The sequence below is a fragment of the Flavobacterium xylosi genome (genome assembly GCF_042787345.1).
In the GTDB taxonomy this organism is placed as follows: domain Bacteria; phylum Bacteroidota; class Bacteroidia; order Flavobacteriales; family Flavobacteriaceae; genus Flavobacterium; species Flavobacterium xylosi.
This window is the reverse complement of sequence record NZ_JBHZPZ010000003.1, coordinates 35,197-50,332: the sequence shown is the minus strand read 5'-3', so window position 1 is coordinate 50,332 and position 15,136 is coordinate 35,197. Positions and strand designations below refer to the sequence as shown.

12 protein-coding genes are annotated in these 15,136 nt (G+C 35.6%); 4 read left to right on the top strand and 8 right to left on the bottom strand.

Translation table 11 applies throughout. From position 1 onward, the window contains the following. Window positions 1–96: 96 nt before the first annotated feature. The 3 genes from ACFX5E_RS03100 to ACFX5E_RS03090 form a co-directional block, all read right to left on the bottom strand. Window positions 97–312, bottom strand: coding sequence for a hypothetical protein (locus ACFX5E_RS03100; RefSeq protein ID WP_379853706.1), 216 nt, complete (start codon window positions 310–312; stop codon window positions 97–99). Window positions 313–358: 46 nt separating this feature from the next. Continuing rightward, window positions 359–1,579 carry an alpha/beta hydrolase-fold protein gene (locus ACFX5E_RS03095; protein WP_379853705.1) on the bottom strand — a complete coding sequence of 407 codons (1,221 nt, stop codon included), beginning with the start codon at window positions 1,577–1,579 and terminating at the stop codon, window positions 359–361. Window positions 1,580–1,773: 194 nt separating this feature from the next. Beyond that, window positions 1,774–2,166 carry a hypothetical protein gene (locus ACFX5E_RS03090; RefSeq protein WP_379853704.1) on the bottom strand — a complete coding sequence of 131 codons (393 nt, stop codon included), beginning with the start codon at window positions 2,164–2,166 and terminating at the stop codon, window positions 1,774–1,776. Between the two features lie 397 nt (window positions 2,167–2,563). Here ACFX5E_RS03090 and ACFX5E_RS03085 point away from each other — a divergent pair, with 397 nt between their 5' ends. The 3 genes from ACFX5E_RS03085 to ACFX5E_RS03075 all read left to right on the top strand — a co-directional run bounded on the left by ACFX5E_RS03085 (window position 2,564) and on the right by ACFX5E_RS03075 (window position 5,456). After that, window positions 2,564–3,469, top strand: a complete 906-nt coding sequence (locus tag ACFX5E_RS03085) for a helix-turn-helix transcriptional regulator (protein WP_379853703.1) — start codon at window positions 2,564–2,566, stop codon at window positions 3,467–3,469. A 102-nt stretch (window positions 3,470–3,571) separates the two neighbouring features. Continuing rightward, a complete protein-coding gene (locus tag ACFX5E_RS03080) occupies window positions 3,572–5,086 on the top strand; it encodes a DoxX family protein (protein ID WP_379853702.1) in 1,515 nt (504 codons plus the stop codon). A gap of 85 nt (window positions 5,087–5,171) precedes the next feature. Next, complete coding sequence (locus ACFX5E_RS03075; protein WP_379853701.1) at window positions 5,172–5,456, top strand: DUF6520 family protein; 285 nt, start codon at window positions 5,172–5,174, stop codon at window positions 5,454–5,456. Between the two features lie 55 nt (window positions 5,457–5,511). Here the strand turns inward: ACFX5E_RS03075 and ACFX5E_RS03070 are convergent, their stop codons facing one another. From ACFX5E_RS03070 to ACFX5E_RS03060, 3 genes are read right to left on the bottom strand one after another with little or no spacing between them, the layout of a single operon-like run. After that, window positions 5,512–8,124, bottom strand: a complete 2,613-nt coding sequence (locus tag ACFX5E_RS03070; protein ID WP_379853700.1) for a S9 family peptidase — start codon at window positions 8,122–8,124, stop codon at window positions 5,512–5,514. Then, complete coding sequence (locus ACFX5E_RS03065; protein WP_379853699.1) at window positions 8,124–9,497, bottom strand: RagB/SusD family nutrient uptake outer membrane protein; 1,374 nt, start codon at window positions 9,495–9,497, stop codon at window positions 8,124–8,126. The genes ACFX5E_RS03070 and ACFX5E_RS03065 overlap by 1 nt, the downstream gene beginning before the upstream one ends. 17 nt (window positions 9,498–9,514) lie before the next feature. Beyond that, entirely contained in the window at window positions 9,515–12,553 is a 3,039-nt protein-coding gene (locus ACFX5E_RS03060) for a SusC/RagA family TonB-linked outer membrane protein (protein WP_379853698.1), read from the bottom strand. A 931-nt stretch (window positions 12,554–13,484) separates the two neighbouring features. On the opposite strand from ACFX5E_RS03060, the gene ACFX5E_RS03055 reads away from it, so the two are divergent. Continuing rightward, a complete protein-coding gene (locus ACFX5E_RS03055) occupies window positions 13,485–13,712 on the top strand; it encodes a helix-turn-helix domain-containing protein (RefSeq protein WP_379853697.1) in 228 nt (75 codons plus the stop codon). 181 nt (window positions 13,713–13,893) lie between these two features. Here the strand turns inward: ACFX5E_RS03055 and ACFX5E_RS03050 are convergent, their stop codons facing one another. Together ACFX5E_RS03050 and ACFX5E_RS03045 are read right to left on the bottom strand one after the other, a co-directional pair. Then, entirely contained in the window at window positions 13,894–14,523 is a 630-nt protein-coding gene (locus tag ACFX5E_RS03050; RefSeq protein WP_379853696.1) for a hypothetical protein, read from the bottom strand. Further along, window positions 14,516–15,136 (bottom strand): response regulator, encoded by a 621-nt coding sequence (locus ACFX5E_RS03045; protein WP_379853695.1) that lies wholly within the window; start codon window positions 15,134–15,136, stop codon window positions 14,516–14,518. Before ACFX5E_RS03045 ends, ACFX5E_RS03050 begins: the two co-directional genes overlap by 8 nt.

Below are 15,136 nucleotides of genomic sequence, written 5' to 3'. Positions count from 1 at the left end.
TGATCAAATAACAATTATTCATCTTTTGGCAGGCATTCGTGACGGAAACACCCTAAAACTGACCTCCGATGGCATGTAGTCACTGATGGTTTCCATTTACTTGAGTTTGTTTAAAGAATTGCTACTGAATAATGATTTCATTTGGTTAATAGCAAGGGCATTTAATTTTTGTAATCTTTGAGGTTGGCTAATCCCTTGTTGAATTAGCATTACAATGATGCTTTCTAAATTAGACAGAACCAGAACCACCAATTGTTCGATAGAAGCTTCGTCTCTAATATTACGTCGGATTCCGTTAGACTCAAGTTTCATTGTTCGCGCTACGCACACAACTAAACTCTAGCTGTTAGCAGCTGTTTTATTTCCTCGCTTGTAGCTTCTCTAGTTTCTTTCTAGTTTCGGACACTTCTTTGAAGGACAATGCCTTTTCAAATGATTCTATTGCATTTATGGTATCGTTCTTTTCAACATAAAAGTCTCCCATAGAATCAAAGGCATTTGCACTTGCGGGATAATTATCAATATTCATTTTAAAAAAACTGTATGCTTTGTCATAAAGTTTGCTTGACAGATTATTATATCCTAAAAAATTGATAATGCTTTGCGGTGGTAGCAGTGAATAACCTAACATTGTAGAAATAGTACGATAATGATTTATAATATACTCCGCATTTATTGAGCGATCGTCCAGATCCTTGGGTAATTCATAAGTTTTAAAGAAGGAACGCAAAGCATCATATTCAGCAATAAGAAGTACTGAGGGATGATTATCATCGTTATAATACTTCCACTTCCAGTCCAGCTTATTATTTTTATTATTTTTGAGTATTTCTCGGAATTGAAGATTATCCCTCACATGTAAATTGCCGTTTGCCGTATCCTTTAGCACTCTGATCGTATCCATTCCCTTATTCATAGTATTTGCTGAAGCAAAGAATAGTTTCTTCCCTGTATAATCTTTTTGTTTCAAAACAATCGCAGCTTGTTTCATGATAGTTTTATTATCCCACCAGATACTCGGGTCAATTGCTACATATGAATTGAATAATTTAGGATTATTAATAAGGGTATTCATCACCATTAATCCTCCTAAAGAATGACCAACAAACATGCGGTAGGGTTCAGTTTTATAGTGAGAATCAATATAAGGGATTAATTCTCTTTCGATAAATGAGATGAATTTTTCACCACCTCCTGAATTTTTAAAATGAGTTGCATCTTGTTCTCCATTCGACCATGACGTGCTATGGGTGGGTGTTAAGTCCCTAACTCGATCGGTATTAACTATCGCTACAACTATCATTTCCGGCATCTTACCAATGGCACTTAAATAGTGTACCATTCCTGTTACAGAATGAAAAAAAGAAGCTCCATCTAAAATGTAAAGAACTGGGTAGCGGGTTTTAGTATCAACACCTCCTGAAGTAGGGACATAAACCAATATTTCTCTTTTTTCATTTAATATGTTAGATTGAATGGTCTCTATTGTTCCGATAGAGATTTTGTTATCGTTTTGGATAGAAGTCTGTCCGAAACTAATTACAGGAAGAAAAAGAAGAATGTAAAGAATGTTTCTCATAAATTTTTTATGGTTTGTTATAGATGCTAACGTCATTTCTCCCGAAGCGTTGGGATAAAAACCTTCAAACGAACTCAATTTTGATAATTAGAAAGTAATATATGATTTAAACTACAGTGCTTTTTAAAACTGCCTCTAGTTCCGTTCAACACAGCTTACATTGTTAGTGGTGCGCCCATAGCTGTTGTGTGCAGTTATTCTTGAATCCTTGTTAATAGCATTGAATTAATTCCTTTAACACTCACGATCTTAAAAGAATTATCATCAATTATTTCTGCAATAAATGATAATTTTCCAGGTACTTCATAACCTTCTGAATGCATGATAAAATCAATATTGATCGGTTTTGTTGAAGTATCGATAATATATGTAATAGTTGCTTTTTTTCCGTTTATATAATAATCTTTACCGCCTAAAATGTTATCACCAATTTTTATCGATGCAGTTCCATCTTTTTCAAAAACAATACATCCGGTATTACCTTTGTCGATACCTTCCCATTTTCCAATGAAATTATATTCCTCAATATTTTTATGGGAAAAAGATAAAGCGGTAAAACAAATTAAAAGTAATAAAATTCTTTTCATAGTTCGATTTTTATAATTGTAGTCAACACGTATAGGTATTAAACAAACCGTCCCATATACATTCATTCTCATATAGATTGACGAAGGTTTATTTATTTTTATACATTTTCAAAAATAACCAAAAAAAGATTACAAAATCATCAAACGGACTTTTTATTTGGTGCAGGATTTTCTGCTGTCTTAAAAGTAAATTCCGTTGTGTTATTACTTAATATAACACCCAAAACTTAAATAGCATTGCAAGTAAATTGTAATGCTTTTTTATTGAAATACTGGTCCAAATGAGGTGTGTAATTCCCGAATTGCACACTATACTTCTTGATTCAGAGAATTGTATTATATAATTTTGTCACCACTTCCCCACTACATTCCGACAAATCTTCACTAATACTACATTATGGATATGCAACAAAACCAACAACGGATTAAGGCGATTTACCAAATGCTTTTTGAAATGGCAACCGGCAACCTCTCTTTTAGAATTATCAAAACAGATCAAAACGACGAAGTCGGTAAACTGTCTGAAATGCTTAATAATCTTGCAGGAAAAATGCATGATATTATACTCCAATCAGGTTACGTTAACCCGCATTACAGTTATCAAAACTTGGTGCAAACATCATTTATCTTAGAAGATAACTTTATAATCAGCAATTTTAATGCTCACGTTCCCGAAGCACTGAACTATGAATCTGAAGAATTATTTCAGGTAGACTTTGGAAAATTTATTGCGCCACAGTCCTTCGGTATTTGGAATCAAAAAAAAATGGAAGCCTCACTAGATGACAATTACCATAGCACCGTTCAGCTTATTTTAATAACGGGAAATAATAAATTACTTCCCACTTTTTGCACCATTTCACGACTGCGCTATAGTGACAAAATAATCGTAAACTCAATTACTACAATCTTGCAAGAATTGCTGTCAGACGCGAAGTACGTCATAAAAATAAATCCAGAAAAACAATCCGAAGCAATGATTATGCAAAATCTTTATGATTACATCTTAAATCACTTAGAACAACCACTCCCAACCCTTAAAGAATTAGCTGTACTGTTTGATAGTAATGAATACAAATTGAAACTTGGCTTTCGCGAATTTTTCAAAACAAGTATTTATAATTTTTATCATGAAGAAAGATTAAAAAGAGCACATCTGATGATCGAGCAAACAAAAATTCCACTCAAAGAAATTGCCATAATGAATGGTTTTAACACCTACCTCAACTTTTATAAAGCGTTTAAAAAAAGATTTAAATATGCACCGAGTGAAGTGGTTCGTGGCCCGAATGATACTGATTAATTACGGAACATCTTCACATCTATTTTGGATAACGAAAGTTCTGATTTGCATAACATTACAAATTTAAATAGTAGAATTTTACAGTATTAATCCTGTAGAGTTATGAAAAGTTATAGTTCCAAGAGTAAAGAAATAGTTGTCGAAATAATAAGTGTCTTATTAATTCTATTATTCGTGTACAGTGCATTGAGTAAACTACTCGAATTCCAAAACTTTCAGGCACAGTTGGGACAGTCCCCTTTATTAAGTGCGTATACTGGGTTTATTTCCTATGCTGTTTTAATAGTGGAATTCATAATTGCCTTAGTTCTTGCTTTTCCTAAAACTCGTTTTATTGGGCTTTTATCCTCTTTTGTTTTAATGCTGATGTTTACCGCTTACATAATTGTCATTCTCAATTATTCGTCTTTTGTTCCATGTTCATGCGGTGGGATATTGGAAAAATTAGGATGGAAAGAGCACTTAGTTTTTAACATTCTATTTACAATACTGGCAGCAAAAGCCTGCTTGATTGTTACAACAAATAAATTGAAGATGCTCTTAGAATTAATAATTATCATAATTGTAGGTTCATCTATAATAGTGGTATTATACATTAATTCAGAAAACACCATGCATAGCGAAAATCCATTTATCCGACGCTTTATACAAGGTTCAGCAACAAAAATTGCGGAGACCGATCTAAAGAGTAATTCGCAATATTTTGCAGGTGTCAACGGAAGCACAATTTACTTTGGCAATAGTAAAGCCCCACTCCACATCACCACTTTTGATACCGTTTTGAAACTCAAACACCAGTATAAAATCCAACTGGAAAGAGAAGATTTCCCATTCAGCGCGGTTCAAGTTCGTGTTATACCCCCATACTTTTACCTAATGGATGGAACAGTTCCGGTGATTTACAGAGGAAATATAGCCCACTGGAAAGCTAAATTAATCATGTATGACAACAATTATTATTTTTCCAAAGCCGAAATTATCGCACCAGACAAAATCGTATTCCGGGCACAGGAGGTAAAATCATTAAACAACATATTGGGAACCTTCACCTTCACCGATAGCTTGAATGTACACTATGCTCCCACCCTGCTACAGAAACAAATTGATGGTTTCTTTGATACGGACGGCATAATGCACTATGATTCGCAACTTCAAAAATTGGTGTATATCTATTACTACCGCAACCAATTTATAGTCGCCGACAAAAACGGTAACTTGAATTATCGAGGTAATACAATTGACACTACTACTAAAGCAAAACTCAAAGTGGTATTCATAAAAGAAACTGGGCAAAGAAAAATAGCTTCACTTCCATCCACGATAAATCAGGTTACTGCTTTTTCTAACAATTTACTTTTTGTAAATTCTAAGCTAATCGGACGCTATGAACCAAAAGAAATGTGGAAAGAAGCTTCAATTGTTGATGTTTATCATATAGGAAAAAACACTTATTTATCAAGTATTTACATATATGATGTCAACAAATCAAAGGTAAAAGCCATGCTGGTTTCAGGAAATAATTTATATGCAATTATAGGCCATCACTTACACAAATACCGATTAAGCAAACATTTAGTTACTACATCAAATTCCATCCAAGAAAAAACAAAACAATAAAAAAAATTACCTGGCCGGTAGCAGGATTGAGATCGAAAACCTGTAAAAAAGAGTAGATCAAAAATGTAATTTAAATTGTAATATTATGAAAACAATTGTAAAAGTGATCTTGCCTGTATTGGCATTCACATTAGCGAGTGCTGCTGCGGTTAGCACTAACGAGGCAAAAGTTAAGGAAGCAAAGAAATCAGTTGCAATTACTGGTTTTATCCAAAACCCATCACCTGCAAACTGTCTTGAAGCGACGGTAGATTGTACTCCTTTAAACACAGGTCAAACCTGTATGTCAAGTGAAGCAATTCCTAGACAAGTTTGGAAAAAAAACGCTTCAAATGCTTGTAGTGTGAACCTGTACAAGGTTCTTCACTAAGCTCTAAAATTGTAATATGCAGTTTCCTTTCAAAAGAAACTGCATATTCTTTTTACTATTGATCAACATCGCTTTTCATCCACTTTGACTTTGGTTCACCTTTCAAATAACAACCAAACCAATTAGTGACTTTTTGAGTCAAATCTTCTTGATTTTTAGAGTTATAGAAAATATGACCATCATTAGGATACACCAACATAACATGTTCTTTTTTCAACCGTCTCAAAGCAGCATAAAAGGTCTCCGATTGTCTGGGTTGTACATTTTCATCTAACTTGCCTGCCCATGTCAATAAGGGAGTGGTTATAGTACTGGCATTAAGCAATGGAGAATTTCGATAATACCCTTCCTGATTCTCAAAAAAGGAACTACCCATCCTATATTGTTGGTTTTCATGTCTCCAACAATCAATTAAATTATCGTCAGTATTAATAGTAAAATAATGCCCCATAGTATCAGAAACTCCTGAACCACTTAAAGCAGCAGCAAACATATTGGTTTGCGTGATGATAAAATTAGTTTCATACGCACCAAACGAATGCCCCATTAACCCAATTCTTCCAGAATCAGCAACTCCCATTTCTATAACTTCATTAGTGGCAGCGGTAACACAATCTACGGCAGAATATCCAGGATTTCCTTTTTCAAAAGCAATATCCGCTAACAAAACAGCATAACCATTGGTTGTCAGATTTGTTATATTGAAACCTAATGTATTGTGAATTGTCGGATTGACATATTGGTTAACATCACGAGAGACTATTTCATAAATATAAACAATCAGTGGATACTGCTTTGTAACATCATAATTAGCAGGGTAAAATAAAGCACCATTCAAAAGATTGCCTTTACTGTCGCGATAGTGAATCATTTTCGAGTTACCCCATTGGTAGTTTTTATGATGCACATTGCTTTGTAACAAAACAGTTGAATCAGCACCTTTTTTAAATAGCAGACTTGGCGGATTATCAAATTGCTGTGAAACATAAATATAGGCATCACTATTTTTTGCTTTTTGAAGTTTACTGGTGGAATTATTCCCCATAACAAAAGGGGTAATTCCTTTGTTGGGCTGTAACATATAGTAACCATTAGCGCCGCTATACATATCCAGTGCAGTAAGTAATACGTTCTTAGAAAGGTCATAACTATAAAATGCAACAGCCGAATAATTAAATTCTTGCCGATCAGATATTGCAGAAGTGTCAAATCGAAAGCGTAACTGCTTTTCTCTGCCTTGTGTGAGTCGTTTCCGTTGCGTTCCATCAGGAGAAATAGCCCAAATATCGTAGTAGTCATAATATAAAATAGACTTACAGTCTGTTGTCCAACCCGGTTGTCCCCATGCTCTTAATTCAGTTCCAGGGTCATTCGTTCTATTATCCCAACTGATGTTTAAACCTTTAGTAGCATTGGTATGTTCTTTAGTCTTTACGTTGTAAACCCACCAATCACCTTCACGGTAATAAGTAATGTAAAGATCGTCAGGAGAAATACCCATTTGATCCATATATCCCGACTGCGTATTTAAAAATAATTCCTGGGTTCCGGTTTCAATATTCAGCAGATAATAATCCATATCAGCAATCCATTTGTATTGTGGTTCATACTGATACGAGTCAGCAACAAGAGCATAATCTTGCTTTCCTGTTAACATAGCCCAAGGCTGCTGTTCTGTACTCAGTTGTTGCACAACATTACTTTCAAGATTCCATGCAGCCAAATACTGCGGATAACTCACTGTTGCCAGCAGCTTCCTGTTTGGATAAATCATTTTGTCTTTAGCATTCCAAATGGCAACACCTCCAGATAAAATGGTAGTGTCTTTAGCAATACTATTCGCAATCCCGAAAAAGACTTTCTTTCCATCACGCGAAACATTCAATGCTACATTTTGATCGGGAGTTATCTTCATACCTGTAGGGAAATTTTTATCAGAAGATTTTAGAATCTTTAAATGATCCGCAACCAAATCATAATAATAAAGTTCCTCATTCCCGTTGTCAATTCCATAAAAAGCTATTGATTTCCCTCTATCTTGCCATTTCAACACCTTAAAAGTTTGTACTGCAGGTCTCATGATAGTGTGTTTGGCAAAATTTCCCATTAAGCTTATGTACCCAACCGCTCCCGTTCCGTTTTCTGAAGTCGCATAAACCACCTTGGTACTTTCAGTATTCCATTGATACTCATTTACATGTTCAATGCTGTCAAGCACTTGCCCATTTTTCCTGATTACAAGAGTAGTCCCTTTTTCCAAGGTAACAAGGAAACGACCATCCGCCGCAAAATTATAACGTTCTACATTAGGAATAATTTGCTCAATAGATTTACTCAAACTAAACAATACTAATGCCTCTTTTCTTTGGAAGACAAAGGCGTCTTCTCCCAGAAATTGTCCAACTCTTACAGTGGGAAAAACAAACTTTTTTAGTGTTTTTGTATGTAAAACAAACATAGTGTCAACATTATTTTCATATGACATTTTATAACTAACCCAATTTCCTTTCTCGGATAATCGCTCTAAACCCATCGTACTCCAAAGCGGATAATCTGTTTCGGTAAGTTGCCGCTTAGTTAGTACTTGTCCCTTTACGGAACAGGGAACTAACCCAATTAGGATTATGGTAAGTACACCATAAATAACCGGTAAAAAAGATGTTTTCATTAGTAGCCAGGGTTTTGAGTGAAATTCGGATTAGACAAAAGTTCTATTTCTGGTATAGCCCACAGTTGGTCCGTACTATTCCATCCGGATTTTACTAATGGCAAAAAGGTATCTAAAGCACCGCTTCTTTTCAAATCAAAAAAACGATGCCCATATTCGGTAAACAACTCAAATCGTCGCTCTTGAAGTACGGCAGCAATTATTTCATCCGCAGTAGTCGCTGGAGTGTCTGACAGTCCTGCTGTATTTCTCACTTTGTTTAGGTCTTCTTTTGCTCCTGTTAGCTCTCCTTGTCGAGCTCGTGCTTCAGCACGAATAAGATATTGCTCGGCTAATCGAAAGACAACGGAATACTCCACTGAACTTCCGGTACTAGAATTTTGTTTAAATTTATTAGCATGGTACCACGTATTTATTCCGTCAGTTATGGTAGCGATCCAATGTGTTTTCCTAAGGTCATTAGAGTCAAATAAATGAACTAATTCAGGTCTAAGCCCAACATTCGGTGGAGGTCCGCTCTGAAAAATAAAGCTGGCACCTTCATCTGCATTAGTACCTTCTGACATTGGAGAAAACTGCCATATCGTAGCGGAACTTTCCTTTAAAAATATTTTATCAATATCATTTTCCCACACATAATCAGTATTGTTCAATACAGCCGAAGCGGCATTCGAAGCTGCCGCCCAATCCCCTTTATACAAGTAAACCCTGGATAACAAAGCGGAGGCAGTCGAGCGGTTTGGTCGAACGCGGTCGGCAGTAATATACGCTTCGGGTAGTAAAGCAATTGCTTGCTCCAAATCTGCAATAATTAAATCGTACACTTGAGCAGTAGCCATTCTGGGCGCAACTCTGTTTACCTCATAATTTGTAGTGGTGATATAAGGTAAATCGCCATACAAGTTCATCAAATAAAAATGTACTAAAGCTCTAACAAATGTAGCTTCTCCAATAAACTGATTCTTATCATTAATTGATAGTAATGTCGAATTTTGACAACCTTCAATAACGGCATTAGCGCAATAAATCTGATGATAACTTTCATTCCATTTTTGAGATACAATCGAGGTAGTTGACAGTAAAGTGTTCCCGAACAAAAAAGATACATTATCATCATTAGTGCCATAATAAATCAATTCATCGGCATACAATCCCAAACATACTCCAGAACCAATACCGGTTCCTGTCAGCAATCCGCTGTCACGTAGTTTTGAATAAACAGCAACCATTGCAGCATTGGCGGTACTTCTGTCTTCAAAAACGACACGCCCCGTTAGTTGCGAAGTTGGAACCTCTACATCAACAAAGTGGTCACATCCTGCAAGTCCACAAAAAAACAAAAGCAATAATATTCTTATTTTAAAATAGTTCATAATATATAAGTTTAAAATTAAAAAGTCAGTTTCACTCCGGCAGCATATACTTTTAACGGAGGCAAGTAACCGCTAAATTTAAACTCGGGATCTCCGTTAGCAAACTTGGTAAACGTCAATACATTTTGTCCTTGTACATACAATTGACATCGAAAATCAGTAGTGATTTTTACAGGTAAATCATAGGTTAACGACACGTTTTTCAAGCGCACATACGAAGCATCTTGCACAGCTCCATCACTCAAAACATATCGATAATAGGCACTAATAACAGCTCCATTGGCTCCAGCCGTATAGGGTTGTTGATTGGAACTATCGCTAACACTTGTCAATTGATTAACTGCCATACCGGGAACACCGGGCATAGCGGTAAACGCATCTTGTTTCACAAACTGAAATAGAAAATCCAGTTGCAATCGATCCAACTTAAATTGGTTTTGCAATCCACCAAAAAATCGCGGACTCAAATCAGCTATGGTTTTTCGGTCTCCAATAGAAGTAAGCACGCCATCACCATTTGCATCTTCAAACTGATAAACACCGGTTGTGGGATTCATACCAATATAGCGGTACAATTTGATGATCGTTGTAGGTTCGCCCACAACATAAGTAGTAGCATAAGAAGAACTTTCAAGCCCCGGATAGGAAACCAGTTTATTGCGACTGGCGGAAATATTAAAGTTGGTAGTCCACTCAAAATGCTTACGCTGAAAATTAACCGTTCGCAACGTAAATTCCAATCCGCTATTTTGTACTGTTGCGTCAAGATTAGCATTCAAGGCGCTAAATCCGGTTATGCCCGGCAACGGAACACCTACCAATTGATTTGATGACCGATTAAGGTAATACGCCGCAGACAAAAACAATCGGTCTTTCAAAAAACCGGTTTCCAAGGCAACTTCAAACTTTCTATTGGTTTCCCATCCAAATTCTGGATTAAATAAGCGAACAGGCTGTAAACCTATAGTACCCTGATAAGCGATACCCGAGGAAGAATAAGTATCCAAAAATTGGTAATCACCTATTTGATCATTTCCGGTAGTACCATAACTGGTTCGCAGCTTTCCAAAACTAAGAATCGTGTTATCTTTTAAAAGTGCTTCGTTAGAAAACAACCATGCAGCGCCTACAGCTCCAAAAGTGGCAAATTGTTTTCCGGGTCCAAAGCGGCTCGAACCATCGCGTCGACCCGTAATATTAAGAATATAACGGGTATCCCAAGAATAATTGATTCGGGCAAAAAAAGCTTGATATTTATACACCGTTTCATCACTCAAGTCAATAGTTTTGACAGAAGCCGAAGCCAAATCATGAATCAAATTATTACTCGTAAAACCAAAACCATTCAGAAAAAGACGCTCCGTTTTTTGTTGTTGTAAAGTGCTGCCTAACAAAGCTTCTATTTTTCCTTTTCCTATTGCTGTACTCCAGTTGAGTTGAGGTTCCGCAATCCATGAAGTTCGCGAAGTATAATTAGTACTAAGCGACGAAAACTCACTCCCTAAACCGTAGGCAGGATTATACATCGTAGAGGGCTGTGTGCGACTCTCATTACTGTTCAAGTCGGAATAACCCAAACTGGTTTTAAACTGTAAACTTTTTAATAATTGGTAAGACAGTACCGTATTTGCAGTTAAATCATTTATTCTCGAATCAAATTCCGATTCCAATACTGCCAACGGATTATTCCATGTGCTATTCTCCCAGTTCAAACTGCCATCGGCATCATACAGCGCAGGGGCATTAGGAGCCAGTGTCAGTGAAACTGACGTAAGGTCCATAGCAGGTTGATTGTTTTTTTGTGATGTGTAGTTTGCCGAAAAAACAATTTTAAAATGATCATCGTCAGAGGCATGATTCATATTAAAATGCATTGCCCCTTTGTTATATTTAAAATCACCCGGAAATACAGTTGTTTCTGTTCTATAATTACCACTCAACAAATATTGTGTACGTTGACTCCCGCCTGATACTGAGGCTTGCAAAGTATTTATTTCCGCAGTACCGCCAATAAGTGCGTCCTGCCAATCAGTATAGCGGTTCGCATCCCAAGTGCCGTTCACATCATAGGCATAATCCGGATAAACAGTAATTCCATCATTGGCAAAAGCCTGCTGGCGCATCGCAAGATACTGTTGCGTACGCATCAGTTTAGGAGTTCGGGTTACACTGGCAAAACTGGTCGAAGTATTTAAAGTAAATGCAGTCGCTCCTGCCCTTCCTTTTTTGGTAGTAATCAGTACAACTCCATTAGCACCGCGTGAACCATAGATAGCTGTAGCATCAGCATCCTTTAATACTTCTATACTTTCAATATCTGAGGGATTAATCGAATTTAAGGGACTGGTTAAGGTTGGCGCAGTACCAGAGGTGGCAATAGATCCAATAGTTTCCGAGGAATAAGGAACACCATCAATAATATACAAGGGCTGGTTCCCATCAGCACGCAAACTATTTTGTCCTCTTATTTTAATGCTAAAAGAACCACCCGGAGAACCACTGTCTTGAACAATATCAACCCCTGCCATCCTGCCTTGCATAGTAGCAAGTACATTCGTTACAGGTTGTTTCTCAATGTCCTTTGCTGAAATTTTAGCGATACTTCCGGTGCGTTCTTTTTCTTTTACACTATAGTAGCCCGCATTAATTTTCACTTCCTGCAGTTGGGTGGCATCTTCTTGTAGGTGTACACTGACTACCGTACGACCCGCTATAGGAATATTTAATGTAGTATACCCTACGAAAGAAAAAACAAGAATATCAGTGGCCGTGGCCGTTATACTATACTTACCTTGATAATCGGTAATAGTGGCTGTTGATTTTCCGGCTACAGATACAGTAACACCGGGCATCGCACCCTGACTGTCTCTTACAGTTCCGGTAATTACAATAGATTGCGTCATCCCGAGCACAGTCGAGGGAATTACTTTATGACTTTCGACTTTTGACTTTACGACACATATCGAACCGTAAGAAAATAATGGTGTAAGAATAAGATAGACCCATAGAAAAATAGGAATCCACCATTTACCCTTGTAAAATGAAAATTTATTCATAATATTGGTATAGTTATATGAAACGTTAGTTTTGTTAGCATTGGTCCTCTTTTCAGTTGTCCAGACGGTTGGAGGGCCTTTTTTTATTTATTATGTCATTGCGAGGCGCAGCTTGTCCCCTGTGGTGGAAAACAACCGCACTATTATATTTTATCATAGGCTGATTTAGCTGTTTTTAAGTTTTGATAAAGGGCAGGTTTTATAAACTGCTACTTAGGAAAATCTATTTCGGTGAAACAATGGCAACTATAAAGCCACAGGCACATCGTTACTATAAAAAGTAAAATTATTCCTATTTGAATTTGTTTGTAGTATTTCATAGGCGTTTTTTAAGTTATCGGTTAATCATTTATGAGTTATGAGTTGATATTTCGGCTAAATTACCTGCACCTTTTATTAACGAATTCAAATTAAATTAACTAGGTGTTCTGTTCAAAGGGCCTTTCGGTGCAGGTGTTTTTCTAGTGAGTAATAGTTTATACAATCATAGGCAGCACTGTTCGTTAGCATTAATTTTTTTAATAATGAATAAATAGCAAATTGCGAGACTTGTAAATGAAGTTGTAACGCTAAGAATGAAGTTGAGTAATGCCAAAATAGTGGCCAAAAAAATGGCATGGAACTCATCTTATATCGCTCCAAGGTACTGGTATACCCGCACACGAATAAGTGAGCCCACGCCATGGGACGTGAGCATCTTACTTATCATCTCGCGTGCTAAAAGTACCAGTTTTTGGAACGAGATTCTAAGCGAATGCTTCAAATATTTTTATATGAAGAATCGCAAATTTATTTATTTAAATGCTCTAAGCAAATATTATCTAATAATAATTTCAATAATAAACAAATATAACAAAAAATAGTTATTTGTTATAAGTTCTTATAACATTTTTTAAAAAAAATATAACGCCTTTTGTTTAAAAGCTAAACAATGGAAAAACATAAGGAGGAAAAGCTAAAAAAATTCGGTTTGCATATCAAGAAACTTCGAACTGAGCTAAATTTAAGTCAGGATCTTGTCGCATTAAATAGCGATAAACTTATTAAAGCTACTATAAGCGATATTGAAAATGGCAAAAGAAATTTATCTTTTACTACACTATTAGATTTAGCAAAAGGACTTGGAAAACACCCCAGAGAATTATTAGATTTTGATTAAGATCAATAACATTATAAAAAGTTAAATAAAGATGCTATTATTATGCATCTTTATTTAACTTTTTACAGCTGTCAGCAATACTTATAGATTTGTGCGTTATATAGATAAAAAAGTGTCAATCAGTAAAAAAATAAATCCTTATTGTTTTCTATCATATCTAAATCTAATAAAGAAATATTAATTAGTCACTATCTAAATCAGAAAGTGTCAAATCCTTATTACCAAGTATAGCTAATAAACTCTGATTACCTACCAAAGTTGACGCTATTAAAGTATCGACCATAGAGCCACTTACTAAACGTAATACGGTCTCATCATATTTATCATTCATACTTTTGTATGCTTCACCTATTGTAATTTCAGTATTTAGGAATTCAACAATTGCATGAATTTCACAATCAATAAAATCGTTATGATAATCCGGATGTATTAAGACTTTATCGCTGTATCCAATAAATGAATAGCAACCATTCTCAATCAGTTCTGGACCTAATTTACTAGAACAACTGCACGCCGTAGAATAAAATAAGGAACTTTTAAATGAGAGACAATTAGTTCTGTCAACATAAGATTCGCTACTGGTTTGAAGACAATCTTCATCTCCATGTGAAAATGCTACAAAAACAAATTTATCTGAATTATACGCATCAATGCCGTTACGCACACCATCAAATGTGCACAAACTGCCATCGAGGAAATTTGGTGTTATTTTTGGATTTATTATTCTTGATGTTAGTTTTTCATAGCTTTTTTGAAAATAAGCACCAAGTGTATGATCTTGATCATCGTAAGAAATTAATGTTTTAATCATTGAATTTAATCTTTTGTTTGGTTAAAAGACTTACCGCCAATTTTAAAATATTCCTTTCAATAGTACGACCTAATGTTTCTCCTAATCTAATACTTTTAATTATTTGGTCTAATGTATATTCACCATCAGTATTCATCATAAATGGTTTAGCTCTTTCTTCTAAACTTAAAGTTGATATCCATTCTTCTAAAATTGTATCTACACGAACTTCTAATTGATGTTGAGCTTTTGTTACAAGCGGAAGAACTTTACCATAATCTGTTGTGCTGTGTTCTAGAGATAGAAAATCGTTATTAACTAATTCTACTAAATTGTCTTTTGATAAACTATTTACATCCTTAGCTGTCCAAATAATTATATAAACAAGTGAAGTTTCTTTTCTGATTGCTCTAAAAACTTCTATACCTTGCAGTTCGTCTACATGAAGATCTAAGTCCAAAATTACAATCATTTTTTGAGTGCGGTTTTTAAGTACATATTGCAAACCTTCATCCGAATGCTCGATTAAAGTTACATTGTCTTTCCCGTGTTCATCAATTAGCTCAATAATTAGAGGATCATTAGCCTTTAATGTATCGTGAATAACCACAATTTTAGTAGGGGATGGAATCAT

Bases quoted from the DNA above. Each gene is read 5' to 3' on its own strand.
- ACFX5E_RS03100 (WP_379853706.1), bottom strand. From the start codon at position 312: ATGAAACTTGAGTCTAACGGAATCCGACGTAATATTAGAGACGAAGCT.
- ACFX5E_RS03095 (WP_379853705.1), bottom strand. From the start codon at position 1,579: ATGAGAAACATTCTTTACATTCTTCTTTTTCTTCCTGTAATTAGTTTC.
- ACFX5E_RS03090 (WP_379853704.1), bottom strand. From the start codon at position 2,166: ATGAAAAGAATTTTATTACTTTTAATTTGTTTTACCGCTTTATCTTTT.
- ACFX5E_RS03085 (WP_379853703.1), top strand. From the start codon at position 2,564: ATGGATATGCAACAAAACCAACAACGGATTAAGGCGATTTACCAAATG.
- ACFX5E_RS03080 (WP_379853702.1), top strand. From the start codon at position 3,572: ATGAAAAGTTATAGTTCCAAGAGTAAAGAAATAGTTGTCGAAATAATA.
- ACFX5E_RS03075 (WP_379853701.1), top strand. From the start codon at position 5,172: ATGAAAACAATTGTAAAAGTGATCTTGCCTGTATTGGCATTCACATTA.
- ACFX5E_RS03070 (WP_379853700.1), bottom strand. From the start codon at position 8,124: ATGAAAACATCTTTTTTACCGGTTATTTATGGTGTACTTACCATAATC.
- ACFX5E_RS03065 (WP_379853699.1), bottom strand. From the start codon at position 9,497: ATGAACTATTTTAAAATAAGAATATTATTGCTTTTGTTTTTTTGTGGA.
- ACFX5E_RS03060 (WP_379853698.1), bottom strand. From the start codon at position 12,553: ATGAATAAATTTTCATTTTACAAGGGTAAATGGTGGATTCCTATTTTT.
- ACFX5E_RS03055 (WP_379853697.1), top strand. From the start codon at position 13,485: ATGGAAAAACATAAGGAGGAAAAGCTAAAAAAATTCGGTTTGCATATC.
- ACFX5E_RS03050 (WP_379853696.1), bottom strand. From the start codon at position 14,523: ATGATTAAAACATTAATTTCTTACGATGATCAAGATCATACACTTGGT.
- ACFX5E_RS03045 (WP_379853695.1), bottom strand. From the start codon at position 15,136: ATGATTCCATCCCCTACTAAAATTGTGGTTATTCACGATACATTAAAG.